At 64.5% G+C, this 24,792-nt stretch carries 27 protein-coding genes; 15 read left to right on the top strand and 12 right to left on the bottom strand.

Features of this window, described 5'->3' with window-relative positions:
• Positions 1-66: 66 nt before the first annotated feature.
• Positions 67-636 (top strand): helix-turn-helix domain-containing protein, encoded by a 570-nt coding sequence (locus OE747_RS03080; protein WP_263827138.1) that lies wholly within the window; start codon positions 67-69, stop codon positions 634-636.
• On the opposite strand, the gene OE747_RS03075 is transcribed toward OE747_RS03080, so the two are convergent.
• The 4 genes from OE747_RS03075 to OE747_RS03060 form a co-directional block, all read right to left on the bottom strand.
• Positions 633-1,406 (bottom strand): isocitrate lyase/PEP mutase family protein, encoded by a 774-nt coding sequence (locus OE747_RS03075; protein WP_263827137.1) that lies wholly within the window; start codon positions 1,404-1,406, stop codon positions 633-635. The two genes, OE747_RS03080 and OE747_RS03075, sit on opposite strands and share 4 nt — an antisense overlap.
• Positions 1,403-2,056 (bottom strand): methylated-DNA--[protein]-cysteine S-methyltransferase, encoded by a 654-nt coding sequence (locus OE747_RS03070; RefSeq protein WP_263827136.1) that lies wholly within the window; start codon positions 2,054-2,056, stop codon positions 1,403-1,405. Before OE747_RS03070 ends, OE747_RS03075 begins: the two co-directional genes overlap by 4 nt.
• A gap of 63 nt (positions 2,057-2,119) precedes the next feature.
• A complete protein-coding gene (locus OE747_RS03065) occupies positions 2,120-2,767 on the bottom strand; it encodes a ChrR family anti-sigma-E factor (RefSeq protein WP_263827135.1) in 648 nt (215 codons plus the stop codon).
• 5 nt (positions 2,768-2,772) lie between these two features.
• Positions 2,773-3,330 (bottom strand): sigma-70 family RNA polymerase sigma factor, encoded by a 558-nt coding sequence (locus tag OE747_RS03060; protein WP_404818290.1) that lies wholly within the window; start codon positions 3,328-3,330, stop codon positions 2,773-2,775.
• Positions 3,331-3,549: 219 nt separating this feature from the next.
• Between OE747_RS03060 and OE747_RS03055 the strand changes: the two genes are divergently transcribed.
• From OE747_RS03055 to OE747_RS03030, 6 genes are all read left to right on the top strand, one after another.
• On the top strand, positions 3,550-4,848 hold the full coding sequence (locus OE747_RS03055) for an NAD(P)/FAD-dependent oxidoreductase (protein ID WP_263827134.1): 1,299 nt from the start codon (positions 3,550-3,552) through the stop codon (positions 4,846-4,848).
• Positions 4,845-5,606 (top strand): DUF1365 domain-containing protein, encoded by a 762-nt coding sequence (locus tag OE747_RS03050; RefSeq protein ID WP_263827133.1) that lies wholly within the window; start codon positions 4,845-4,847, stop codon positions 5,604-5,606. Before OE747_RS03055 ends, OE747_RS03050 begins: the two co-directional genes overlap by 4 nt.
• Positions 5,603-6,829 (top strand): MFS transporter, encoded by a 1,227-nt coding sequence (locus tag OE747_RS03045; RefSeq protein WP_404818289.1) that lies wholly within the window; start codon positions 5,603-5,605, stop codon positions 6,827-6,829. Before OE747_RS03050 ends, OE747_RS03045 begins: the two co-directional genes overlap by 4 nt.
• On the top strand, positions 6,826-7,404 hold the full coding sequence (locus OE747_RS03040; protein WP_263827131.1) for a DUF3833 domain-containing protein: 579 nt from the start codon (positions 6,826-6,828) through the stop codon (positions 7,402-7,404). Before OE747_RS03045 ends, OE747_RS03040 begins: the two co-directional genes overlap by 4 nt.
• The gene (locus tag OE747_RS03035) at positions 7,401-8,132 is read left to right on the top strand and encodes an SDR family NAD(P)-dependent oxidoreductase (protein WP_263827130.1); all 732 of its coding nucleotides are present in this window, start codon (positions 7,401-7,403) and stop codon (positions 8,130-8,132) included. The genes OE747_RS03040 and OE747_RS03035 overlap by 4 nt, the downstream gene beginning before the upstream one ends.
• Positions 8,133-8,198: 66 nt before the next feature.
• Entirely contained in the window at positions 8,199-8,516 is a 318-nt protein-coding gene (locus OE747_RS03030) for a DUF3775 domain-containing protein (protein WP_164131190.1), read from the top strand.
• A gap of 85 nt (positions 8,517-8,601) precedes the next feature.
• Here the strand turns inward: OE747_RS03030 and OE747_RS03025 are convergent, their stop codons facing one another.
• The 4 genes from OE747_RS03025 to OE747_RS03010 are packed head-to-tail and all read right to left on the bottom strand — an operon-like array spanning position 8,602 to position 12,092.
• On the bottom strand, positions 8,602-9,744 hold the full coding sequence (locus OE747_RS03025; RefSeq protein ID WP_263827129.1) for a saccharopine dehydrogenase family protein: 1,143 nt from the start codon (positions 9,742-9,744) through the stop codon (positions 8,602-8,604).
• 3 nt (positions 9,745-9,747) lie between these two features.
• A complete protein-coding gene (locus OE747_RS03020) occupies positions 9,748-10,803 on the bottom strand; it encodes a saccharopine dehydrogenase (protein WP_263827128.1) in 1,056 nt (351 codons plus the stop codon).
• A gap of 14 nt (positions 10,804-10,817) precedes the next feature.
• On the bottom strand, positions 10,818-11,432 hold the full coding sequence (locus tag OE747_RS03015; RefSeq protein WP_263827127.1) for a glutathione S-transferase family protein: 615 nt from the start codon (positions 11,430-11,432) through the stop codon (positions 10,818-10,820).
• 9 nt (positions 11,433-11,441) lie between these two features.
• A complete protein-coding gene (locus tag OE747_RS03010; protein ID WP_263827126.1) occupies positions 11,442-12,092 on the bottom strand; it encodes a histidine phosphatase family protein in 651 nt (216 codons plus the stop codon).
• Positions 12,093-12,255: 163 nt separating this feature from the next.
• On the opposite strand from OE747_RS03010, the gene OE747_RS03005 reads away from it, so the two are divergent.
• Both OE747_RS03005 and OE747_RS03000 read left to right on the top strand, forming a co-directional pair.
• Positions 12,256-13,452 carry a Zn-dependent hydrolase gene (locus tag OE747_RS03005; RefSeq protein WP_263827125.1) on the top strand — a complete coding sequence of 399 codons (1,197 nt, stop codon included), beginning with the start codon at positions 12,256-12,258 and terminating at the stop codon, positions 13,450-13,452.
• Positions 13,453-13,536: 84 nt separating this feature from the next.
• Entirely contained in the window at positions 13,537-14,232 is a 696-nt protein-coding gene (locus OE747_RS03000; RefSeq protein WP_263827124.1) for an SGNH/GDSL hydrolase family protein, read from the top strand.
• 147 nt (positions 14,233-14,379) lie between these two features.
• Here the strand turns inward: OE747_RS03000 and OE747_RS02995 are convergent, their stop codons facing one another.
• From OE747_RS02995 to OE747_RS02980, 4 genes are all read right to left on the bottom strand, one after another.
• Positions 14,380-14,778 (bottom strand): MAPEG family protein, encoded by a 399-nt coding sequence (locus OE747_RS02995; RefSeq protein ID WP_263827123.1) that lies wholly within the window; start codon positions 14,776-14,778, stop codon positions 14,380-14,382.
• A gap of 67 nt (positions 14,779-14,845) precedes the next feature.
• Positions 14,846-15,133: a hypothetical protein gene (locus OE747_RS02990; RefSeq protein ID WP_263827122.1), complete on the bottom strand. Its 288-nt coding sequence runs from the start codon at positions 15,131-15,133 to the stop codon at positions 14,846-14,848.
• Between the two features lie 103 nt (positions 15,134-15,236).
• The gene (locus tag OE747_RS02985) at positions 15,237-15,941 is read right to left on the bottom strand and encodes a response regulator transcription factor (RefSeq protein ID WP_263827121.1); all 705 of its coding nucleotides are present in this window, start codon (positions 15,939-15,941) and stop codon (positions 15,237-15,239) included.
• Entirely contained in the window at positions 15,938-17,836 is a 1,899-nt protein-coding gene (locus tag OE747_RS02980; RefSeq protein ID WP_263827120.1) for a hybrid sensor histidine kinase/response regulator, read from the bottom strand. The genes OE747_RS02985 and OE747_RS02980 overlap by 4 nt, the downstream gene beginning before the upstream one ends.
• A 234-nt stretch (positions 17,837-18,070) precedes the next feature.
• On the opposite strand from OE747_RS02980, the gene OE747_RS02975 reads away from it, so the two are divergent.
• From OE747_RS02975 to OE747_RS02950, 6 genes are all read left to right on the top strand, one after another.
• Positions 18,071-20,062: an AMP-binding protein gene (locus OE747_RS02975; protein ID WP_404818288.1), complete on the top strand. Its 1,992-nt coding sequence runs from the start codon at positions 18,071-18,073 to the stop codon at positions 20,060-20,062.
• Between the two features lie 68 nt (positions 20,063-20,130).
• Positions 20,131-20,949, top strand: coding sequence for an ABC transporter ATP-binding protein (locus OE747_RS02970; RefSeq protein ID WP_263388893.1), 819 nt, complete (start codon positions 20,131-20,133; stop codon positions 20,947-20,949).
• A 41-nt stretch (positions 20,950-20,990) separates the two neighbouring features.
• A complete protein-coding gene (locus tag OE747_RS02965) occupies positions 20,991-21,977 on the top strand; it encodes a branched-chain amino acid ABC transporter permease (RefSeq protein ID WP_263827118.1) in 987 nt (328 codons plus the stop codon).
• 82 nt (positions 21,978-22,059) lie between these two features.
• A complete protein-coding gene (locus OE747_RS02960) occupies positions 22,060-22,317 on the top strand; it encodes a hypothetical protein (RefSeq protein WP_263827117.1) in 258 nt (85 codons plus the stop codon).
• A 3-nt stretch (positions 22,318-22,320) separates the two neighbouring features.
• Complete coding sequence (locus OE747_RS02955) at positions 22,321-23,397, top strand: branched-chain amino acid ABC transporter permease (RefSeq protein ID WP_263827116.1); 1,077 nt, start codon at positions 22,321-22,323, stop codon at positions 23,395-23,397.
• Between the two features lie 79 nt (positions 23,398-23,476).
• Positions 23,477-24,760 (top strand): ABC transporter substrate-binding protein, encoded by a 1,284-nt coding sequence (locus OE747_RS02950; protein WP_263827115.1) that lies wholly within the window; start codon positions 23,477-23,479, stop codon positions 24,758-24,760.
• Positions 24,761-24,792 lie beyond the last annotated feature (32 nt).

Here is a 24,792-nt window from a genome sequence, read left to right as displayed (position 1 = left end):
CGTATGTTATAGCGCACGCTATCCGATGTGCGTTATAACGTACAAGTGGAATCGAAGGGCGGATACATGGACTCGGCTGTGGAATCGGGGGATGTCACCCTCAAACTGCGCGAGGTTCGCGCGGCAACCGGCCTCAGCCTGTCAAAGGCGGCCGAGCTGACCGGGGTTAGCAAGGCGATGCTAGGTCAGATCGAGCGCGGCGAATCAAGCCCCACCATCGCGACGCTGTGGAAGATCGCCAAAGGGTTCCAACTGCCGCTCAGCGCACTGATCGGCCCAGCCTCGCTGCGCGATCCGGCTGACGAGCGGCTGTTTCGCACGGTGACCTTTCCCGGCAGCATCAAGGTCAAGATCGTCTTTCCCTTTGACCCGATGCTTGGCGCCGAAACCTTTCACGTGACACTGGCCCCCGGTCAAAGCTACGAGTCCGCGGCCCATGCCAGCGGTGTCACCGAAGAGGTGTTCGTGCTGCATGGCGCGCTGGAGATTCTGCGCGACGGGGACTGGGTGCCGCTCAGGACCGGGCAGGGGCTGCGCTTTGCCGCCGACCTGCCGCATGGCTATCGCAGCGGTGCCGAAGGCGCCGCCTTTCTCAACATGCACCACTATCCGCAACAACCCGGTGTGCCGGTCTAGCCATCGGTCCCCAGCGCCGATTGTGCCGCCTCGGTCACGCCGTTCATGGCGGTGATCCATGGCATTGGGCCGTGGCTGACACGAGCCACGCTCAGACCCGCCAGGGTCGCGTTGTCCGGCGCCTTGCCGGTCTGCATGATGTTCACCGGCAGCAGGGTCTCGGCGCAGAGCGTTCCGATCAACTCGGGCGTCACCAGCCCGGGGACGAACAACCCGTTCGCCCCGGCAGCGGCATAGATGTGTGCGCGCTCCAGCGCCTCCTCCATCAGCGCGGGATGATCCAAGGGCTTGCTGCCCTGGAAGAACACATCGGTGCGGGCATTGATGAAGAGCGGCACACCGGTTGCCTGGGCGGCGTGGCGCAGGGTTGCGATGCGTTCGGCCTGTTCCTCGGCAGGCAACAGGCCGGTTCCGCCAATCCGACGGTCTTCGAAATTGACACCGACGGCGCCCGCCGCGATCACCCGTTCGGTATTTGTCGCCAGATTCACCCGGGTCTGGGAATATCCGGTTTCGAAATCGAAAGTGACGGGCAGGTCGACGCCTGCCGCGATCCGGGCCAGAATCTGCAAGGCGAACTCAAGCGGGATTTCCTGCCCGTCCGCATATCCCTGTGCCGCCGCAAGCGACCAGCTGCCCGTGGCGATGGCCTTTGCGCCGGCCTTTGCAATTGCACGGGCGCTGCCGGCGTCCCAGGCGTTGTACAGGATCAGCGGCGCACCGGGCCGGTGCAGTGCGGTGAACCGCTCGGCGATAGAAACCTGACTCATGCTTGCGCTCCTTGGATGGGAAAGAATTTTGCCTCGTGATCAATCAGCCAGCGTTTTCGCCAAAGGCCGCCACCATACCCGGTCAGCGCGCCATCGGTGGCCGTAACCCGATGACAGGGAATTACAATGGAGATCTGGTTGGCGCCGTTTGCCCGCGCCACGGCGCGCACCGCCTGACTGCGGCCCATCCGTTTTGCAAGCTGTCCGTAAGAGATTGTTGTCCCGGCGGGCAGAGTGATCAGTGCGGCCCAGACATCGCGCGTGAACAGGGTGCCATGCAGCGCCAGAGGCAGGCCAAATCGGTCTCTGCGACCTTCGAAATACTCTGACAGTTGTCGTTCCAGCCGATCCGTCAACGGGTGGTGACCAAAGCCCAGATCACCATCGCAGGCTCGATAAAGCCTGCGAACCTGCTCCGGCAAGATCCGGCGATCGGCGAATTCCAGCAGGTGCAGTCGGCTGTCATCGCAACCCGCCACCATGGTGCCCAGCGGCGTGTCGAGACGCGCCAAACGCAGGCCCGCCTGTCTGGGAAAGGCGTCGGTTGCCAGCGACAGCATCGCCGCCACACTGTCACGCAACGCTTGCGGCGTGGCGCAAGCGTCCACGCCGCTGGCGTGCCGGTCCTCTCTACAGGAAACAAAAGTCATGCGCCTATACTAGCGCGATGACGGCCAACCCGCAGTCGGTTTTTCGAACATGTGAAGTAACAGTCAGATCCGCAGGAAAGGCTGAACCAACCGGGGGATCCAGCTGTTGAACCGCAACGGCGCGTCGGTCACCGCCAGGCAGATGCAATCCTCTCCCGGATCGGCCACCGGCATATGCTCCAGTTCTTCGTCAGCGACCTCGACATCGCCGCGCGTGAACCGGTCCACCTCGTCCGAAAAAGCTCCTTGCAACACCATGGTCAATTCGACGCCACGATGCCCGTGGTCGGGCACGGCGGCCCCGGCGGGGATGAACAGCAGCCGGGCCGAGGCCGCGCTGCTGGTCGGCAGGATCGCCTGCCGCACGCCCATACCGACGGGTTTCCAGCGGATAGCCGAAACATCGCCCCCCACATAGTCGCGCAAAGGCTGGGGCAGCACCGAACAGGCATTGCGGCGCCTGGCGGGTACGGCAGTGCCGGTGCTGATGCGGGCAAATGTCGCCTCCAGCGCATCGGCGGCCATCGCCTCGGTGCCGCACTCGGCCAGCAGGCAGCCGCCCACAGCCTCCAGCGCTTCGGCCTGGGCGCGGCAGCTGTCGCAGAGCGACAGATGCGTTGCGACCATCAGGTTGAACGCCTCGGGCAGATTACCGGCGGCATAGGCTGTCAACAGCGTATCGGTCAGGTGGTGTTTGATTGTTTCTGTCATGGTCGTCACTTCATCGCGTGGCGCAATCGGTCGAGCGCCAGTCTGATTCTGGATTTGATGGTCCCCAGCGGAAGGCCGGTGCGGGCGGCGATCTCGCGGTGGCTGAGATCGCCGAAATAGGCTTGTTCGATGAGTTCGCGCTGCGCGTCGGGAAGGGCACGGATTGCCACACGCAACATTTCGGTTTCCTGCTGCATCGCCATCACATCGGCGACAGGCGGTTCAGGTTCTGGCCCCCAGGGCAGGTCTTCGGGCTCTGGCCTGCGATCCTTGCGCAGGGCGTCGATCCGCCGGTTGCGTGCAATGGTGAAAATCCAGGTCGAAACGGTCGCCCGTGTGGGGTCGTACAGGTGCGACTTGTTCCACACCGTCGCCATGACCTCTTGCGCGCAATCCTCGGCCAGGGTCGGGGAGGCGCCGGATCGCATCAGAAAAGACTTAACGCGCGGCGCAAAATGGGCAAACAGCTCGGCAAAGGCGGCCCTGTCCTGAGCCTCTACGATACGGCCGAGGTGACCGCTCCAATCGTTCTCTGCCCGCGCCCCGTCCTGTTTCCGGTCCAAGTGCTTTCCTTCGCTCGCGTCCTTGCACATAGGGCCACGCCGCCCGACCGGGCTTTCCCCGTCAAGGCTGGCGTCGGGCCGGTCTGTGTTCGTTGCGATCAACATAACCACGATACGGCGCCCGGGCCAAAGCGGATCAGTCACAGGCAAAGGATTTTCTTTTCATCCGATTCCGCCCGCGGGCCGTACATCTGACATGAAGTTAAGGCGGAGCAAGACATGCCATTTGAACTGAATGGGGGCGTGCCCCGACGGATCGCCGTGATCGGGGGCGGTATCTCGGGCATGGGGGCGGCCAACCTGCTGGCCGATACCCACAACGTGACACTGTTCGAGGCCGAATCCCGGCTGGGTGGCCATGCCCGGACCGTCGTCGCCGGCAAGCGCGGCGATCAGCCCGTCGATACCGGCTTCATCGTGTTCAACAATGCCACCTATCCCAATCTGATCGCCCTGTTCGACCGCCTCGGTGTGCCAATCGCCAAAAGCGACATGAGCTTTGCTGTGTCGGCCGAGGGCGGTGCGGTCGAATACGCGCTGCACGGGGCTGACGCCCTGTTCGCGCAGCGGCGCAACCTGATGCGTCCGGGCTTTCTGCGCATGGTGCGCGACCTCTTCCACTTCAACGCGCATGCAGCCGATGCCGCGCGGGACCGCTCTATCACCGTCCGACAGCTTCTCGACCGTCTTGGAACCGGCGACTGGTTCCGGCGCTATTACCTTGAACCCTTTTCGGGCGCGATCTGGTCGACGCCCAAGGAGAATATCCTCGATTTCCCGGCTCACGCGATGATCCGCTTCTTTGAAAACCACGCTCTGCTGACCTACTCCGGCCAGCATCAATGGTACACGGTCGAGGGCGGCTCGGTCGAATATGTCAGCCGGCTGGAACAGGCGATGCGCCGCAAGGGCGTGTCGCTGGCACTGGGTGCGCCTATCGTCGGGGTGCGGCGCACCGAGCTTGGGGTCGAGATCCGGATGCGGGGCGGCGAGTGGCAGGTGTTCGACGAGGTTGTGTTTGCCACCCATTCCGACACCACCCTGGCGCTGCTTTCCGATGCCACCCGGCGAGAAAGCGCGGCCTTGGGCGCGGTCCGCTACCAGCCGAATGAGGCGGTGTTGCATTCCGATCCCGCAATGATGCCGAAACGGCGCAAGTGCTGGGCCAGCTGGAACCATACCGAGGAAAAGGGCGCCAATGGCGGACCTATCGGCCTGACCTACTGGATGAATTCCTTGCAGCCGATCCCGCAGGATGACCCGCTGTTCGTGACACTGAATGCCAGCCATCGCATCCGCGAGGAACATATCCATGATGTGACCACCTTTGCCCATCCTGTGTTCGACGCAGGTGCGCTTGCCGCGCAAGAGGATCTGGCGCGGATGAACGGAACCAACTCGACCTGGTTCTGTGGCGCCTGGATGAAAAACGGGTTTCACGAGGACGGGCTGGCCAGCGCCATCGACGTGGTAGCAGGCATCAACCGCACCGTCGCCTTGCCGGTTGCCGCGGAATGAGCGCGATGGTCGAACATATCCCGGCCCATACCTTCCATGGGCGCAAGGGCGCGGTGCGGAACGCGTTCCGCTATTCGGTGGACTATGTGTTTCTCGACCCCGAGGCGCCCGTATCCGCGCCGCGCCTCTTCTCGCGCGACCGCGCGAACCTGTCGGGCGTTTTCGACCGCGATCACGGTGGCAGTCCGGGGCAGGGGCGCGGAGCGGCCTGGCTGCGCGAGCAGTTCGATCTGTTTCAACTGCCCCAGCCTGCCCGGATCGCGCTGCTGACCCAGCCGCGCCTGTTGGGGCATGTGTTCAATCCGGTCAGCTTCTGGTTCTGTTTCGATGCGCAGGATGCGCTCTATGCCGTGGTGGCCGAGGTGACCAACACCTATGGCACCCGCCACAGCTATCTGTGCCACAAGCCCGATCTTTCGCCGATCGGCCCGCAGGACCGGTTGGGCGCGACCAAGCTCTTGCATGTCTCGCCCTTTCAGCCGCGCGAGGGGTCTTACACCTTCCGCTTTGACCTGAGCGCGGACCGGCTTGGGGTCTGGATCGATTATGGCCGCGAACGGGGCGGGCTGGTGGCCACGCTGACCGGCCACAGGCGACCATTGACCAACCGGGCGATCCTGTGGTCGGCGCTGCGCCGTCCGTTCGGCGCGCGCCGGGTGCTGGCGCTGATCCACTGGCAGGCATTGAAACTCTGGTGGAAAGGTGCGCGGTTCCGCTCGGAACCCTCGCCCAACAGCCCGGATGTGAGCCGGGGATGACCATGTCCGTGCCCCTGCCGCGCGCAGCACCCCTGACCGGCTACGCGCTGTTTGCCGCCATGTTGGCGGCAGCGGGCCTGCCGATCTATCTGCATGCCCCCAAGTTCTATGCCGATACCTACGGCGTCAGCCTGACGGCGCTGGGGGCGGTGCTGTTCGGATTGCGGCTCGTTGACGTGGTGCAGGATCCGGGACTTGGCTGGCTGGCCGCTCGCTTGCGCCGCCATCTGCGGGTTGCGGTACCGGTGGCGGCGGCGGTCATGGCAGGCGGCATGCTCGGTCTCTTTGCCGTAACCCCGCCAATTCCGCCGCTGAGCTGGTTCGCGCTGATGCTGGTGCTGGTGTTCTCGGCCTTCAGCTTTCTGACCATCTGTTTTTACGCACAGGGCGTGACCAATGCCACCGGTTTGGGCGGTCATATCCGGCTGGCGCGCTGGCGCGAGGCGGGCGCACTCTTGGGCATCTGCGCCGCCGCCGCCGCGCCGGTCCTGTTGCCGGGCGGCTATGCCGCCTTTGCCCTGGCTTTTGTTGGTCTCGCCCTTGTCGCGACGGTGGCGCAGCGCACGGAATGGCGCGCAGGCCCGGTGCCGAATACCGGCTTTGCGCCCGTTCTGCGCGACCCCGTCGCGCGGCGCCTGCTGCTGATCGCGGGGCTGAACGCGGCACCGGTGGCGGTCTCCTCGACCCTGTTCCTGTTCTTCGTGGCAGACCGGCTGGAAGCGCCCGGCGCCGAGGGGCCGTTGCTGATCCTGTTCTTTCTGAGCGCCGCCGCTGGCGCGCCGCTCTGGGGCATGCTGGCCGAGCGGCGGGGTGCCCGGCCGACCCTGATGGCCGGTATGGCGCTGTCAATCGCGGCTTTTGCGCTGGTGCCACTACTGGGCCCGGGCGACGTGGCGGGCTTTGCCCTGATCTGTGCCGTGTCCGGTATCGCTCTGGGTGCCGACATGACCCTGCTGCCCGCGCTCTTTGCCGCCCGCATGGCGCGGGTGGCGCCGGGCGCCGCGCCGGGCTGGGGCCTCTGGGCCTTTGTCACCAAGTTCACCCTGGCGCTGGCCGCGCTGGTGCTGCTGCCGATGCTCGATGCCGCCGGTTACTTACCCGGCGCGACCAGCCCGGCAAGCGCCCTGACGCTGCTATCGCTGCTTTATGCCGCGCTGCCCTGCCTGCTCAAGGCGGCGGCGCTGGGCCTGTTGGCCCTGACCGATCCGGAGGACATGTCATGACAGATCCGATCCTTTTCACCTTGCTGGGTGTCGCGCTGACGGTGACCGCACTGCTGCTGGTGCGCCGCTATGCGGGCTTCTCGGCGCAAGCGCCCGGCGACTATGCCGGGGCGGGACCTCAGTTCGACCTGCGCAGCCATCTGAACGGGCCGATTTCCTGCGAGGGCGTCATCTATGGTCCGACCGGCCGCGTCGCCTCGCGCTTTACCGGCGCGTTCGAGGCGACATGGGAGGGTAATCGCGGCACCATGCGCGAGCGCTTTCACTATGACAGCGGCACCGTGCAGGATCGCGAATGGCAGCTCAGTATCGGCAACGATGGCCGGATCCAGGCCAGTGCACCTGACGTGATCGGCACCGGCCGGGGCGATCAGAGTGGCCCGTCGGTGCGCCTGCTCTATCGTCTGCGCCTGCCCGAAGGTGCCGGTGGCCATGTGGTCGACGTGACCGACTGGATGTATCTCACCCCGGGCGGCGCCATCGTCAATCGCTCTGAATTCCGCAAGTACGGGATAAAGGTCGCGGAACTGGTTGCCACCATGCACCCCGCCAACGTGGAGCGCTCTGCTGCATGACGGACTGGACCGGCAAACGATACTGGCTGGTCGGCGCCTCCGAAGGGCTGGGCGCGGCGCTGGCCCAGCAGATGAGCGCCGCCGGCGCGCACCTCGTGCTCTCCGCGCGCGGGCGCGACGGGCTGGAGCGCCTCTCAGCCCGCTTGCCGGGCCCGGCAGAGGTGCTGCCAGTGGATATCGCCGATGACGGCAGCGTCGCTGCCGCCGCGCATGCGCTGGGCGAGATCGACGGCGTGGTGCTGCTGGCGGGTGTCTATTGGCCGATGCGGGCACAGGATTGGGACAGCGCCCGCGCGGTGGCCATGGCGGATGTGAACTTCACCGGTTACCTGCGGGTGCTCGGGGCCGTGGTGCCGGGCATGGTGGACCGCGACCGGGGCCATATCGTCATCACCGGCTCGCTCGCCGGGTTTGGCGGGCTGCCGGGCGCCATCGGCTATGCGGCGTCCAAGGCGGGTGCGATGGCGCTGGCCGAATGCCTGCATGCCGACCTGCACCGCACCGGCGTCGCGGTGCAACTGGTCAATCCCGGTTTCATCCGGACCCGTCTCACCGATCTCAACACCTTCGCCATGCCGATGCTGATGGAGCCGGAAGACGCCGCTCGCGCAATGTTCCGGCACATGAACAGCCGCCGTTTCGCCACCAGTTTCCCTGCACCTTTCGCCTGGCTGTTCCGGTTCGGACGTTTCCTGCCGCAGTGGCTCTATGTCCGTCTGTTTGCGTGAGATCAAAGACGGAACCCGCCATGCCTGTTTGATGAAAGACAGGATATGCGAACAGGAGACTTGGGAATCATGGAAATTTCGGCACGCAAGGTGGCGCAAGTGGCGCTGATGGCCCGTGAGCTGGGGCGCGCCGAAGGCGAGCTGCGCGCCTTCATCGACCGGATGAGCGAGGACGAACAGGCCGAGCTGGTGGCGATCATGTGGATCGGACGCGGCAGTTTCGAGGCGGAGGAGTTCGAAGAGGCCATCGCGACCGCGCGGGCCGAGGCGACGACGCCCTGCGCCGATTACCTGCTGGGCTCACCGCATCTGCCGGACCATCTGGAAAACGGACTCGATGCGCTGGGCATTTCGGCAGAGGATGTCGAAAACGATCTGATGTAGGTCCCGGTGGAGGGGGGCGAGGGGCTCTGCCCCTCGCGCTCCCCGGAGTATTTTTAGCGAAATGAAGGCGCAGGCGCGTCGCAGGTCAGGCGGCGTGGTTCACGATCTGCAAGTGCTGCGCCAGTTTGCCCACCTCATCCATCCAGCGGGCCAGCAGTTTCGGATCGCTGGAGGCGGCGTGTACCCCGGCGGGGATTTCGCGGTTCAATACCGCCTCGACCGCCAGCGAGACCGGGATCGAGACCAGCCGCGCCATGGCGGTGCCGCGCGCGTCGCCCCAGGCATCCATCACATATGATTTGTGCCAGACCGCGCGCCCATCCTTCTCGGCCTTCAGCCCCACGCAGAGAACGACCCGGTCGGGTTCACCTTCGTCATAGGCGTTCTCGGCCCAGAACTGGTCGGACATCTGCTTGAGCCGGGCATCACCCTCAGGGCCTTTAAGCGCTTCGATTTCACGGAACACCGGGGTCCAGGCCTCGGCCCAGCCGTTGAGCCGCAGGGTGCCGCGCACGAATTCCTTCACGGGCCAATGCTCTTCGAAATGGTACTGGCCCATGAAGGGCAGCGAATCGCGGTTGGGATAGACCTCGAAGCTTTCCGGCGTGGGCAGCGGCGCGGTGTAACTGCTGATCGCATCCCAGGGCCGCGCCACATCGAGCGGGGCATAATCGCGGATCGAGCGCGAGGGCGAGCGCAGCGCCTTGAGCACGCCCAGCGGCGACCAGCTGAACTTGTAGCGGAACGGGTTGGGATGCTTCGGGATGCCGCCGCAATAGGAGATGAAACTCAGGTGGTTCTGGGCGTCGAAGGCATCAGAGGCGCGGTAATCGGCCACCAGTTCATGCGCCATCAAATGGTCGATGCCGGGATCAAGGCCGATCTCGTTTACCAGGCTCACACCGGCGGCGCGGGCGCGGTCGTCCAGCGCGCGCATTTCGGGCGCGATGTACGACGACGAGACGAAATGCGCGCCCTTGGAGATCGCCAGTTCCGCCAGCGGCACGTGCCAGTCACCGGGCAGCATCGAGACCACCAAGTCGCCCTTGGTCAACACCGCGCCCAATGCGTCGATGTCGAATGCGCGGATGTCATCGGTCAGGTCGCCCAGCTCGGCCCGCGCCTTTTCGACGGTTCGATTCCAGACGGTGACGGGATGGCCCGCCTCGATCAGGCGGCGCAGGCCGGGAATGGCCGACAGGCCGGTGCCACACCAATGGATGGTCATCGCTCAGATCCCTTTCATATGGGTTTTGAATTCGGCCTCGGCCCGGCCCCAGACCCCTGTTTCCAGGTCGGTCAGTGTCAGCAGCGAGGGCAGGAGTTGCGCGGCATAGTCCTGGCTGCTTTCAACCGGCAGCATCGAGGGCAGGTTGTCGATCGCCATCACGTCAAGCACCGGGTCCTCGGCCACGCGCAGCACCGGCGCGTCCCAGCTGGTGGCGCGATCATAGACCGGCACCGGGTTGTAATCGCTGTCGGGGTCGCAGGCCACGTCGCCGATGGCGGTCAGGGCGCGGGGGGCGCCCAGTGCCTCGCGTGGCACAAAGACCGGCGTGCCGGGGCGGGCGAAGATGCAGTTGAGGAATATGTCATGGGCCAGGATCTCGGGGAACGGTCCGCCGCTGGCGGTCTCGGCCATGTCCCATTTGGTCACTTCGACCCCCATCGCGGTGCAGAGATCGGCCGCCCCGGTGCCGACCCGGCCCAGCGCGCCGATTACGATGGCGCGGGGGCGCGGCGCGCCAGTGGCGTCGAGTTCCGCGGCAAGCGCTGCGTTCAGCGCGTCCTTGCTGGGATAGACACCGACCGGGCCGCAGATGCCGCCCTGCTGCTGCGCGGCCCAGGCCTTGAGCGTCACGGCAGCCCCTGCATAACCCGCCCAATAGCCGAATGCCGCGACCCGGCGGCCGGTCTCGTCCACCAGATATTCCAGATCGTAAAGCGTGCCGCCCCCGGCCTTGAACCGCTCCAGCAAGCGGCGGCCCGAATGCTGCCCCTTGAAGGCATGGCCGAACATGATGTGGCGGTGCGGCAGGGGGGTGCCGTCCTCGGGCAATTCCTTGAGCCCAAAGATGATGGCGTCGCGCGGGGCATCCGGCCAGCTGTTCTCGGGCGCGATCTCGCATCCAGCGTCGCGGTAGCCGCCCAACTCAATCGCGCGGACCGAGCTTTCCTCGACCGTGACCCGAAGACCGGCGGCGATCAGGGCGGCGGCGCCTTCGGGGGTCAGTCCGACCCGTTCCTCGTTGGGGCGCTGTTCGGCCCGGACCCAGAGATGCGTCATGTCTTGTCCTTTGTTCAAAGCAGACCGGCGGCCTTGACGGCCTGAACCGAGGCGCGCGCGTCCATCGCGGCGCGGAAGGCGCGGATTTTCGGGAACGGTTCCAGGTCGACACCGTCGCCCTCGAGCCAGCCGGTTACCACGTAGAGATAGCAATCGGCGATGCAAAGCGCCTCACCCAGCACAAAGGGGCCGCGCAGCCCGTTTGTCTCGACATGGGCGGCAGAGGCGGTCATCGTCTGGGGCACCTTGGCGCGCATGTCGGCCCAACTGCTCTCCTGATCGGCCCAGCGCGCGCCGCGCATCTTGTGGGCGTGGTTCACATGCATGGTGGAGGCAAGGTAATACATCACCTCGCGCATGCGGGCGCTGAGCAGCGGATCGGTGGGAACCAGCTCCTTGTCGGGCGCGCTCTCGGCGATGAATTCCAACAGCGCACCGGTCTCGGTCAGGATGCCGCCCGGCACCGCCAGCGCGGGCACCCGGCCCTTGGGGTTGATCTGGTGGTAGGCGGGTTTGGTCTGTTCGGCGGCGCCAAAGTCGAGCTGAACCTTCTCATGCTCGATCCCCGCCTCGTGAAGTGCGATGGCGACGGCCACGGAAATGGTGCCGGGTGCACAATAAAGCTGCATCGGATCCCCCTAGAGATGCGTCTGGGCAAACTGCCGCTCTGGGGCCTCCAGATGCGGGACGGCGTTGAACAGCACCGGGCTGAGATGTGTGCCGATCGGGTAGAGACGATGCATCGACGTGTTCATGATGGCAAGAGCCACCCGCGCCATCGCCGGTATGTCCAGCCCCATCGCCTGACGCATCACCATCGAGATGAGCCCGCCCGAGGTGACCACGATGGCCGGACCCGCCCCCTGGGCGATTTCGGCGAGCGCGGCCTGAACACGGGTTTCGAACTGCTCGAAGCTTTCGGGCGCGTCCTGGATGCGGCCTTCGGCCCAGGCGGTGAAGGTCATCGGCAGGTGCTCGACAAAGCCTTCGCGATCCTCGGGGATGGTGATTCCGTGCTGCGCCTCGAAAAGCTGGGCGAGGGTGAAATACTCGATCTCGTTCAGGCGCGGGTCCTGTACCACATCGGCCAATCCCATGCTGGCGGCCGTCTCCAGGTGGCGGGTAAGGGTGCCGCAATAGACGCGCGGATGATGGGCGCGGGTGTCGGCCAGATGCGACCCCAACCAGCGCGCCTGCTGATGGCCCAGCTCGCTCAGCCGGTCATAGCTTTCCTCGTCGCGGGCGGCGGTATTGGCCTGGCCATGACGGATAAGGGTGATGTGAGACATGTCATCCTCCGCTTCGGGCAGACTCTTAGGCAAGGATCGGGCCGGGGGCCAGAGGGGTTTGGCGCCGGGCGCGTGAATTTCCCGGCTGCTGGCGCGTGTGGTTGGTTGCGGATGCCTCCGGCGGGAGTATTTTTGGCGAAATGAAGGGATGGGAGGACAGGCGATGACGGTGAACGCGGAGCGGTTTATGGAGGATCTGCACAAGCTGCGCAGCTTTGGCGCGGCGGGGCTGGGCAAGGGCGTGGTGCGACCGGCCTATTCCGAGGCGGATATCGCGGCGCGTCGCTGGCTGGCGGGCCGGATGGAGGAGGCGGGGTTGCAGGTGCGGTTCGACCCGGTCGGCAATCTCTTTGGTTTGGCACAGGGGCCGTCGCTGCTGATGGGATCGCATTCCGATAGCCAACCCGAGGGCGGCTGGCTGGACGGCGCGCTGGGGGTGATCGCGGCGCTGGAAATCGCCCGGAGCAGCGCGAGGCCGGTTTCCGTGGTCAGTTTCCAGGACGAGGAGGGGCGATTCGGGGTCACTACCGGCTCGGCCATCTGGTCGGGGCATCTGCCGCTGGCCGAGGCGGATGGGCTGAGTGATCACACGGGCGTGTCCTTTGCCATCGCGCGGTCCGCAATGGCGGATCTGACAGGCGATTTTGTCGATCCGTCGCAGTTCACCGGCTTTGTCGAGATGCATATCGAACAGGGGCCGACGCTGGATACCGAGGGCGAGCAGATCGGGGTGGTTGGCGATATCGTCGGGATCCGCGACATGAAGGTGACATTCGAGGGGCAGCAGAACCATGCCGGCACCACGCCCATGCATCTGCGCCGCGACGCGTTCCAGGCGCTGGGTGAGTTCAACACGCGGCTGGGAGAGCGATTCCGCAACGTGGTCACCCCGCGCACGGTCTGGACCATCGGTCATGTCAGCCTGCACCCGAACGCCTCGTCCATTGTGCCCGGGCGGGCGCGGTTCTCGATGCAGTGGCGGGATGGCGACACCACGCGGCTGGCACGGATGGAGGAGATCATCCGCGCCACCGCGCAGGAGGTGGCCGAGGCGCGCGGCATGAAGCTGAGCTTTGGCCCGCTCCTGGGGCTGGAGCCGGTGGCGATGGACCCGGCCCTGCGTGCGGCACTGGAACAGGGCGCCGAAGCGGTGGCGCCGGGGCGGTGGCGGCGCATGCCGTCGGGCGCACTGCACGATGCCACCAATGTGTCGCGCCTGATGCCGGTGGCGATGCTCTTCGTGCCCTCGATCGGCGGGATCAGCCACGATTTTGCGGAAGACACGGCTGAGGCGGATCTGGTTGCGGGCCTGCGGGTGCTGGACCATGCCGTTGCCGCACTGGGCCGGGGCAACGAATAACCGGCCATTAGCCATTTTTTGGCCGTGTTCCTTTGTCAATCTGCACGCGTCTATTGTTCAGAGATACACGAGGGCCAGCCGCCAATGCTTCGTAAATTCATTGTTCTGTTGGGCCTCAGCGGCCTGCTTTTCGCCTGCCAGGACAGTGTCCGGCACAATCAGGATGCGCGTATCCTGGCGATCGGCGATTCGCTTCTGTCGTGGAACTCCGCCTTTGGCAGCTCGATCCCCGATGTGATCTCCAAGGAACTGGGTCAACCGGTTGTCGACCGCTCGGTCAGCGGCGCCTGGATGCTGACCCGGAACGAAGACAAGGACGGTCGTGGCGTGAACGTGCCCTATCAGTACGAGCCGGGCGCCTGGGAATGGGTCGTCGTCAACGGTGGCGGCAACGACCTGCTGTTCGGTTGCGGCTGCGGCCGCTGCGACGCCCTGATGGACCGTTTGATCACTGCTGATGGAACGGCGGGACAGATCCCCGATCTGGTGCGCCGGATCCGTGCCGATGGGGCAAAGGTGCTCTACACCGGATATCTGCGCAGCCCCGACCTGCTCACCCCGATCGAGCATTGCAAGAACGACGGCGATGAGCTGGAGGCACGGGTCGCACGTCTCGCCGCAGCTGAAGAGGGGGTGTATTACGTCTCGATGCAGGATGTCGTTCCGCCGGGTGGGCTGACTTATTTTGCGCCCGACCGCATCCATCCCGCGCGCAAGACCAGCCGAAAGGTGGGCGAACGGCTGGCCTCGGCGATCCGACAGCTGAATGCGCGCCCATAAGGCGACAGCGGGATCTCGCCGCATCCGGCGCAAGTCATCGAGGTTCGACAGGCCAGGATCTTTGACCCGGGCCGCGCCGTTCGCGAGATTTTGGTCCCCTTGTTCCGGTCTCGCCGGGTGGATTTCGTGGCGTGACCGGGTACCGCTTCAGATCAGTCCGAGCAGCCGCAAGGCCAGGGCGACCGAGGATAGCGCGGCCAGGGCAAAGGCCAGAGTCCTGAGCACCGGAACACCGAGGCAATAGATGATGTAATGGGCGAAAATGCCCACGAAGAACGTCATCGCCAGCGTTCCGGCATAGGCATCTTCGGGTATCTTTATCATCGCCATCACGGCGAGCGGGGCAAAGGCGGCAAAGGCCTGGATCGCGACGTTGTGCGCCCGCATCGCCCGCTGTGCCCAAGGCGTTTGCGGAACGGCGTTCGGGTCATAATTCGCCATGGCGCCCATCAGGCCGCGAACCATGATCCGATCCAGAATATAGGGCAACCAGGCGATGGCCACCCAGAGCCCGGTCAAGGCGGTATAGAATTCGAGTGTTGTCATGATATGTGTCCCTCCCACAAGTTACATACCATATTTTGTGTCGCTTTGGGCCTGAGAAATGTGCCAGTCAGCTGTGCGCGATCAACGGGATACGCTGCTCCACCCGGACCCTGCCGCGCGCCTCGTGCAACTTGGCCCGCGCCGCTGCCAACCGCTGCAAGGCGCGGTCGCGTTCATCATAGAGACGGCGGACCCGGGAACCCGGATTGCCGATCATCAGATACCCCCGGCCGATTGCGCCCGGAACCAGCAGCGCCGCCTGCTCCAGCCCCTGCCGCCATGCAATGTCGGCCCTGACATAGCGGCGCATGGCCTTGTCCAGCATGCGCCTGCGAATCTCCAGATATGGGTGCATTGCAGCCTCCCTCCCAAAGGAACTGCGGCGGGCGCTGGCCCGCCTGTGCTTCGGTCCGCGCATGTTCATTTTACCGTCGCTGGCCGGTCCCGGTCAACCGGGCCTAGCGCCAGCTGACATCGCCCAGAAAGATATATCCAGCCCCATAGATCGTCTTGATCAGGCGCGGGTTCTTGGGGTCTTCGCGCAGTTTGGTGCGCAGGCGCGAGATACGCACATCCATCGCCCGGTCAAAGCTTTCGCCCGCAGCACCCCCCAGCGCCTCCTGCATCTGCGCCCGGCTGATCAGCCGCTTGGGGCTCTCCAGGAACAGCCGCAGCACCTCGCCCTCGGCATGAGAGAACGGGGTTTCCGTGCCGCTTTCATCCTCCAGCGCATAGCGGTCGAAATGCGCGGTCCAACCGTTGAAACTGGCGATATCGCCGCCCTGCACCTCGCCACGCATCCCGTCGCGCAGCCGCGCGCGGATGCGCGCCACCACCTCGGCCGGGTCAAACGGCTTGGTGATGTAGTCGTCAGCCCCCAGTTCCAGCCCGGTCACCCGGTCCTGCACCTGCGCCCGACCCGAGATGATGATCACCGTCGCCCCCTGTTCCAGCGCCAGACGATGCACCAGCGCAAGACCATCGGTATCGGGCAGCGACAGGTCCACCAGGCAGACATCCGGCGTCACCCGTTTCAGCGAGGCTTCGAATTCGCGGGCGCGCGAAAAGCTCTGGGTGCGGAACCCGGCCTCGGCCAGCGCCTCGGTCAGGATCAGCCGGATTTCCGGCTCGTCGTCCAGGATGGTCACAAGAGGGGCGGTCATGTCGTCTCCTCGGTGCGGATCAATGCGCTGAGTTGTGCGCGGGTAAAGGGCTTGCGCAGCACCGGGCCGCGCGTCAGGGCCTCGCGGTGCAGCGGATCGGACGGCGGCAGCGAGGTCATCAGGATACAGGGCAGCGCGCGCGGCAGGCGTTTCAGCAGGTCGATGCCGGTTGCGGCGCCTTCCAGCTTGATATCCGACAGCACCAGCGCGATATCCTCGATATCGGCGGCCAGCGCACTCGCCTCATCGGCCGAGGTCGCCTCGATCACCGTATGCCCCAGATCGACCAGCATGTCGCGGAAGGTCGCGCGCAGGTCTTCGTTATCCTCGACCAGCAGCGCCAATCCGCCCTGCGCATTGGGCGCGGCGCGATAGGGCAGGCGCAAAGTGACGACCGCGCCCGTGGGCGAATTGCCCAGACGCATGTCGCCGCCCGCCAGCTTGACCATGTCATAGACCATCGGCAGACCCAGGCCCGAGCCTTCGCTGCCCTTGGTGGTAAAGAACGGGTTCAGCCCGCGCTCCAGCGCCTCCTTGGAAAAACCGGGGCCGGTATCGGTCACCGCGATCTCGATCCAGATCCGGCCGATGGCATGGGCGCTGACCGCGATCAGCCCGTTGGTCCCACAGGCGTCGCGCGCGTTCAGCACCAGGTTCAGCAGCGCGTCCTGCAACATGCCCGCATCCAGCATCAGCGCCTCGTCAGGCGTATGGTCCAGCACGCTCAACCCGATGCCACGCGGCAGGGTGGGGGTGGCCAGCAGCTTGAGGTCATCGAGCAGCCCGTGCATGTCGGTGGCGCGCGGCCGCAGGGTGCGGTTGCCGGTCATGTCGGCGATCCGGTTGAGCAGCCGTCCGCCCCGCTGTGCGGTGGCCTGAGTTGCCGTGACCAGCTCGGCGGCCTCTTCGGGCAGATCCATCTTCTCCATCTTCGACATCATGCCCAGGATGATGGTCAAGAGGTTCGAAAAATCATGCGCCAGTCCACTGGTCATCTGCGCCGCCATTGCACGGCGGCGGGATTGTTGCAACGCCACGCGGGTCTGGGTTTCGGTGGTCACATCCATTGACAGGATATAGACTCCGCCGCTGCCATCGGGAGTGAACGCCACCCGGATGCGCCGTCCGTCATGTGCCTCGTTGAACTCGAAAACCGGGCTGTCGCCGCCATAGGCGGCCTGAAGATGCGGCTCGATCTTGGCAAAGGCCTCGGGCCCCAGCGCCTCCGAGATATGTAGCCCCACGATGTCCGAGGGCCGCCCCGGCATCACCGCGCTCAGCCGCCGGTTGGAATAGGTGTAATGCCCGTCCCGATCCGCATGGGCGATATGGGCCGGCATCATCTCGGTGGTCAGGCGGGTGCGCGCCTCGATCTCGGTCAACTGCCGCTGCGCCTCTTCCAGCGCGCTGATGGTGGCGGCCAGCTTGCGGTTGGTGGTGCTCAGCTCCTCGGCATGGGCCAGCAGCTGGCCCGATAGCTCCTCGGATCGGGCGCGCAGCAGCTCCTCGACCCGCTTGGTGCGGGTGATATCGGTATAGACGGTCACCCATCCGCCCTGCGGCAGCGGCGCGCCCTCGATCGAGATGACCTGACCATTGGCCCGGATGCGTTCGAAGTAATGTGGCACAAAGGCGCGCGCCTGCTGCACCCGGTGCTGCACCAGCGCGTCGATATCGGCGACCTCGCCGTAGTCGCCGCGCTGGGCGAGATAGCGAATGGTGTCGTCGAACCGCGCGCCCGGACGGATCAGCCGGTCGGGCAGATGAAACATTTCCTGAAAACGGCGGTTGCAAACCGCCAGCTGCAAGTTGTTGTCATAGATCGACAGGGCCTGGGCGATCAGGTTCAGCCCGGCCGAGGTCATCGTCTTGATCCACTGTTCGCTTCTGTCCACGGCGTCCGGCCTCCCGCTCTCTGCCTAGCACCACAAAATTCGTCAGAACAAGGGGTGGCGGTCCCGGGGGTTACCGTGTCGCGGTTACCGGACACGCTGTTACAATTCGTAAGAATTGGGAAAACATCACGTAAACTTTCCCCGCGACCAATGGCGCTGTTCCTGATCTGGGGCAGAATCGCAACGATCCGTCAGGGTCACGCGGTCACGTCCGGCCCGAAGGAGCGGGTCGGAATGGGGAGGAGAAAGACATTGGTCCAGTCGCAGTCGGGCGCTGGGGGGCTTCAGTCCCTTCCGGCGCTGCTTCACCGCAACGCAACCCAGTTCGGGAATGCCCCGGCCTATCGGGAAAAGGAATTCGGCATCTGGCAATGCTGGACCTGGGCCGAAGCCGCGGCCGAGATTCGTGCCATGGCGCTGGGTTTTCTGGAGATCGGCGTCGAAAAGGGCGACCACATCGCCGTCATCGGCCGCAACCGTCCGGCACATTACTGGTCGATGGTCGCCGCCCAGATGGTCGGCGCGGTACCGGTGCCGTTCTATCAGGACGCGGTGGCCGAAGAGATGACCTATGTCATGGAGCATTGCGGCGCCAAATACATCGTCTGCGGTGACCAGGAGCAGGTCGACAAGGTCATCGAGATCCAGGAGAAGGTGCATCAGGTCAAGCACATCCTCTATACCGACAAGCGCGGGATGCGGAAATACGACCACTCCCAGATGAACGCGCTGCACGACATCATGGCCGAGGGCCGCGCCGGGCACCACCGGCTGGATGCCGAACTGGATCGCCGCATCGCCGAGATCACCTATGACGACACCTGCGTGATGCTCTATACCTCGGGCACCACGGGCAAGCCCAAGGGCGTGGTCCTGTCCAACCGCAACGTCATCGAAAGCGCCAAGAACTCGGCGGATTTCGACCATCTGACGCGCGGCGAGGACATCCTCTCCTACCTGCCGATGGCCTGGGTTGGCGACTTCATCTTCTCGATCGGACAGGCCTATTGGTGCGGCTTCTGCGTGAACTGCCCCGAAAGCCCCGACACGATGATGACCGACCTGCGCGAGATCGGGCCGACCTATTTCTTTGCCCCGCCGCGCGTGTTCGAAATGCAGCTGACCAACGTGATGATCCGGATGGAGGATGCAAGCCCGCTGAAACGGCGGATGTTCCACCACTTCATGGCCCATGCCAAAAAGGTCGGCGGCCGCATCCTGGACGGCAAGCCGGTCAGCTTCGGCGACCGCCTGAAATACGCGCTGGGCAACATTCTGGTCTACGGTCCGCTCAAGGATACGCTGGGCTATGGCCGGTTCCGCGTGGGCTACACCGCGGGCGAGGCGATCGGGCCGGAAATCTTCGATTTCTACCGCTCGCTGGGCATCAACCTGAAACAGCTCTACGGCCAGACCGAGGCTACCGTGTTCATCACCGTGCAGCCCGATGGCGAAGTGCGTGCCGACACCGTCGGCGTGCCCGCGCCGGATGTCGAGATCAGGATCGACGAGAAAGGCGAGATCCATTACCGCTCGCCCGGTGTGTTCGTCGAATACTACAAGAACCCCGAAAGCACCGCCTCGACCAAGGATCCCGAAGGCTGGGTCGCCACCGGCGACGCGGGCTTCATCGAGGAAGGCACGGGTCACCTGCGCATAATCGACCGCGCCAAGGACGTGGGCAAGATGGCCGACGGCAGCATGTTCGCGCCCAAATATGTCGAGAACAAGCTCAAGTTCTATCCTGACATCCTTGAGGCCGTGCTGTTCGGCAATGGCCGCGACCGCTGCGTCGCCTTCATCAACATCGACCTGACCGCGATCGGCAACTGGGCGGAACGCAACAACATCGCCTATGCCTCGTACCAGGAACTGGCGGGACACCCGCGCGTGCTGGAAACCATCTCCAAGCATGTGGAAGAGGTGAACAGGTCGGTTGCCGCCGACACCATGCTGTCGGGATGCCAGGTGCATCGCTTCGTTGTCCTGCACAAGGAACTGGATGCCGACGATGGCGAGATCACCCGGACCCGCAAGGTGCGCCGCGGCTTTGTCGAGGACAAGTATGCCGACATCATCGCCGCGCTCTATGACGGCTCCGACAAGGTCTCGACCGTGACCGAGGTGACCTATGAGGATGGCCGCAAGGGCGCGATCAAGGCAACGCTGACCATCTGCGACGCCAAGATCCAGACCGTGGCACCGCATAAGGTGGCCGCCGAATAAGCGCCGGCAGGGCGCGCGGCGCGCGCCCACCGCACTGGACCCCGGTCCGACAGACAAGGGAGACACCGATGCTCGACGCATCTGAGGGATATATCACCGAGGACGGCCGCAAGATCGGCGGCGTGGTGATGGAAATGAAGAACATCACCCTGCGGTTCGGCGGCGTGGTGGCGATCAAGGATATCAGCTTTGACATCCGCGAGGGCGAGATCCGCGCGATCATCGGCCCGAACGGCGCCGGCAAGTCCTCGATGCTGAACGTGATCTCGGGCTTTTACGTGCCGCAAGAGGGCGAGGTCTGGTTCCACGGCAAGAAGCGCCCGGCGATGCGCCCCTATGAGGTGGCCCGCCAGGGCATCGCGCGCACCTTCCAGAACATCGCGCTCTTCGAAGGCATGAGCGTTCTGGACAACGTGATGACCGGGCGGCTCAACTTCATGAGCGCGGGCCTGCTGAGCCAGTCGATCTGGCGCGGCAAGGCCGAGCGCGAAGAGGTCGAAAATCGCGAGGCGGTGGAAAAGATCATCGACTTCCTCGAGATCCAGCACATCCGCAAGACGCCGGTGTCGCGCCTGCCCTACGGCCTGAAAAAGCGGGTCGAACTGGCCCGCGCGCTGGCTGCCGAGCCGAAACTGCTGCTGCTGGACGAACCGATGGCGGGCATGAACGTCGAAGAGAAAGAGGACATGAGCCGCTTCATCCTCGACGTGAACGACGAGTTCGGCACCACCATCGCGCTGATCGAACATGACATGGGCGTGGTCATGGACCTGAGCGACCGCGTGGTGGTGATGGATTACGGCAAGAAGATCGGCGACGGCACGCCCGACGAGGTGCGCAACAACCAGGAGGTCATCGACGCCTATCTGGGGGTGGCACATGACTGATCTTCACCTGAACGACACGACGAAAACCGGGGGCGCGGGACATGTCTGATCAACTGATTTTTGCCACCGAGGTGATCCTCAACGGCCTGATGGCGGGCGTGCTCTATGCGCTGGTGGCGCTGGGCTTCGTGCTGATCTACAAGGCGTCGGGCATCTTCAACTATGCCCAGGGCGTGATGGCGCTGTTCGCGGCGATGACCCTGGTGGGGATCATGAATGGCCAGGTGCCGTTCGCGCATCTGATCAACGCGATCTTCGGCGCCCATATCACCCATTTCGGATGGAACGTTCCGGCGCTGCTGGCGATTATCCTGACCATGGGCGTGATGGTCCTTCTGGCCTGGGCGGTGCAGCAATTCGTGATGCGCCACCTGGTCGGGCAGGAGCCGATCATCCTGTTCATGGCCACCATCGGGCTTGCCTATTTCCTCGAAGGCGTGGCCGACCTGATGTGGGGCTCCGAGATCAAGACGCTGGATGTGGGTCTGCCGCAGGGTCTGAACGTGTGGATCGACGACACCACCTATGGCATCCTGGGCTACGGCTTCTTCATCGACAATCTCGATATCGTGGCGACCGTGATCGCGGCGCTTCTGGTGGCGGCGCTGGTTGCCTTCAGCCAGTACACCAAGCAGGGCCGGGCGATGCGTGCGGTGGCCGACGACCACCAGGCGGCGCTGAGCGTCGGCATCTCGCTGAACTTCATCTGGGTGCTGGTCTGGTCGGTCGCGGGCTTTGTCGCGCTGGTCGCGGGCATCATGTGGGGCACCAAGTCGGGTGTGCAGTTCTCGCTGTCACTGATCGCGCTCAAGGCGCTGCCGGTGCTGATGCTGGGCGGCTTCACCTCGATCCCCGGCGCCATTGTCGGCGGGCTGATCATCGGGGTCGGCGAGAAACTGTTCGAATTCGCGATCGGCCCGCTGGTGGGCGGCGCGACCGAGAACTGGTTCGCCTATGTTCTGGCGCTGATCTTCCTCGTGTTCCGGCCGCAGGGTCTGTTCGGCGAGAAGATCATCGAAAGGGTCTGAGGTTCCGGTGGGCGACCCCGTTGCGCGTGCCGCGCAACGAGACCCGCCCGCCCGGAACCTTCGCAAGGAAGGGAGGAGACGGATGAACAAGCTGATCGCCATCGTCAATGTCGTCGCCTGGTCGGGATTCTGGGCCTTTGGCTACATCGCCCTGACCGCGCAGGACCTGAGCGACCAGCAGCTGCTCATCGCCAGCCTCCTCGCCTTTGCAGGGTTCATCATGGGGATCGCCGCATATCTGCGGCTGGTTCGGGCCGCCGAAGCGAGCGGCTATGCGAAAAAGACAAATCAACTCGACACCGCGGCCCGCAACCGCGCGCAGTCCGAAGGGGGCATGTAAGCGATGTTCTACCGTGAAGCCGGAGATTTCAAAACCTCCTACCAGTCCGACAGCCAGACCTTTCCGATCAAGTTCGACCGGTATCGGTACTACGTGGTTTTGGTGGTGGCCTTCGGGATCATCCCGTTCATCATCAACGACTATTGGGCGAACTCGCTGCTGCTGCCCTTTCTGATCTACGCCATCGCCGCGATCGGGCTGAACATTCTGGTGGGCTATTGCGGCCAGGTCAGCCTGGGCACCGGCGGGTTCATGGCCGTGGGCGCCTATTCCTGCTACAAGCTGATGACCGCCTTCCCCGAGACGAGCATGTTCATCCATGTGATCCTGTCCGGTGGCATCACGGCGATTGTCGGCGTGTTGTTCGGCCTGCCCAGCCTGCGGATCAAGGGGTTCTATCTGGCGGTGGCGACGCTGGCGGCGCAGTTCTTTCTGGTCTGGCTGTTCAACCGGGTGCCGTGGTTCTACAACTACTCCGCCTCCGGCCAGATCAACGCGCCCGAACGCGACGTGTTCGGCATCATCATCACCGGTCCCAACGCACCGGCCTGGGCCACCTACCTGTTCTGCCTGATCTTCCTGACCCTCTGCGCCCTGATCGCCCGCAACCTGACCCGCGGCACCATGGGCCGCACCTGGATGGCGATCCGCGACATGGACATCGCCGCCGAGATCATCGGGGTGAATCCGCTCAAGGCCAAGATGACCGCCTTTGCCGTCAGCTCGTTCTTTGTCGGCATCTCCGGCGCGCTGTTCTTCGCGCTCTATCTCGGCGCGGTCGAGGTTGGCGAGGCCTTTGGCATCCAGAAATCCTTCCTGGTGCTGTTCATGGTGATCATCGGCGGCCTCGGTTCGATTTTCGGCTCTTTCGCTGGCGCGGCCTTTCTGGTGCTGCTGCCGGTGGTGCTCAAGGTCGTTGGTGCAGACATGCTTGGCTGGCCCACGGATATCGTGGCGCATTTGCAGCTGGTGATCGTCGGCGGGCTGATCATCGTGTTCCTGATCATGGAACCTCACGGGCTGGCGCAGCTGTGGCGCGTGGCCAAGGAAAAACTCAGACTCTGGCCCTTCCCGCACTGACGCGGACAGGTCCAACCCGATACGGGGGGCGGTTCCCCCCGTACACCAACATCGGTCTAACCAAGGGAGGAGACACCCGATGAAGATGAAACTGGCAACCGTGGCGCTGAGCGCCCTGATCGCCGCCGGCCCGGCGCTTGCTGACCTGACATTCCCGTCGCTCAGCTATCGTACCGGTGCCTATGCCGCGAGCGGCATTCCGTTCGCAGACGGCTATGCCGACTATTTCACGCTGCTCAACGAGCGGGATGGCGGCATCGGCGGCGTCAAGGCCAACGTGCTGGAATGCGAAACCGGCTACAACACCGAGAAGGGCGTTGAATGCTACGAGTCGACCAAGGGCCAGGGCGCCCTGGTGTACCAGCCGCTGTCGACCGGTATCACCTATCAGCTGATCCCCAAGGCAACCGCCGACGGCATCCCGATCCACTCGATGGGCTATGGCCGCACGTCGGCCAAGAACGGCAAGGTGTTCTCGAACGTCTTCAACTATCCCGCCAACTATTGGGATGGTGCCTCGGGCGCGGTGAACTACCTGCTGGAAATCAACGGCGGCGACATCAAGGGCAAGAAGATCGCCCTGGTCTATCACAACTCCGCCTATGGCAAGGAACCGATCCGCACGCTGGAAGAGCTGTCGAAGAAGCATGGCTTTGAACTCAGCGCCCTGCCGGTCGACCACCCGGGCCAGGAGCAGAAGTCGCAGTGGCTGCAAATCCGTCGCGACAAGCCTGACTATGTCCTGATGTGGGGCTGGGGCGTGATGAACCAGGTCGCCGTTCAGGAAGCCGCCAACATCCGCTTCCCGATGGAAAACTTCATCGGCATCTGGTGGTCGGGTTCGGAAAACGACGTGTTGCCCGCCGGTGATGCCGCCAACGGCTACAAGGCGCTGACCTTCCACAACGTCGGCACCGACTTCCCGCTGTTCGACGATCTGAAGAAATACGTGATCGACGCGGGCAAGGCGGCTGGCGCCGGTGACCAGGTTGGTACCGTGCTCTACAACCGCGGTCTCTATGCTGCCATGCTGGCAGCCGAAGCCGCGAAGAAGGCACAGGAGATCTCGGGCAAGGCCGACATCACCGCCGCCGACATGCGCGACGGCATGGAAGCGCTGGAGATCACCGAAGCGAAGATGGCCGAACTGGGCCTGCCGAACTTCGGTCCGACCTTCTCGGTCAGCTGCGAGAACCACGGCGGTGACGCCCTGGTGGGTGTGACCCAGTGGGATGCGACCTCCAAGACCTGGTCGCTGATCTCGGACTTCAAACCGACCGACGGCGAAGTCATCGGCGCGCTGATCGAGGAAGATTCGAGCGCCTACGCGACCGAGAACAACATCGCGCCGCGCTGCAACTAAGCGCAGGACCGGGCCCGGGATCCGGGCCCGCA

The organism is Ruegeria aquimaris (assembly GCF_025751555.1).
Taxonomy (GTDB): Bacteria; Pseudomonadota; Alphaproteobacteria; order Rhodobacterales; family Rhodobacteraceae; genus Ruegeria_B; species Ruegeria_B aquimaris.
Note: the sequence above shows the minus strand (reverse complement) of the source record. Positions and strands in the feature narration are given on the sequence as shown.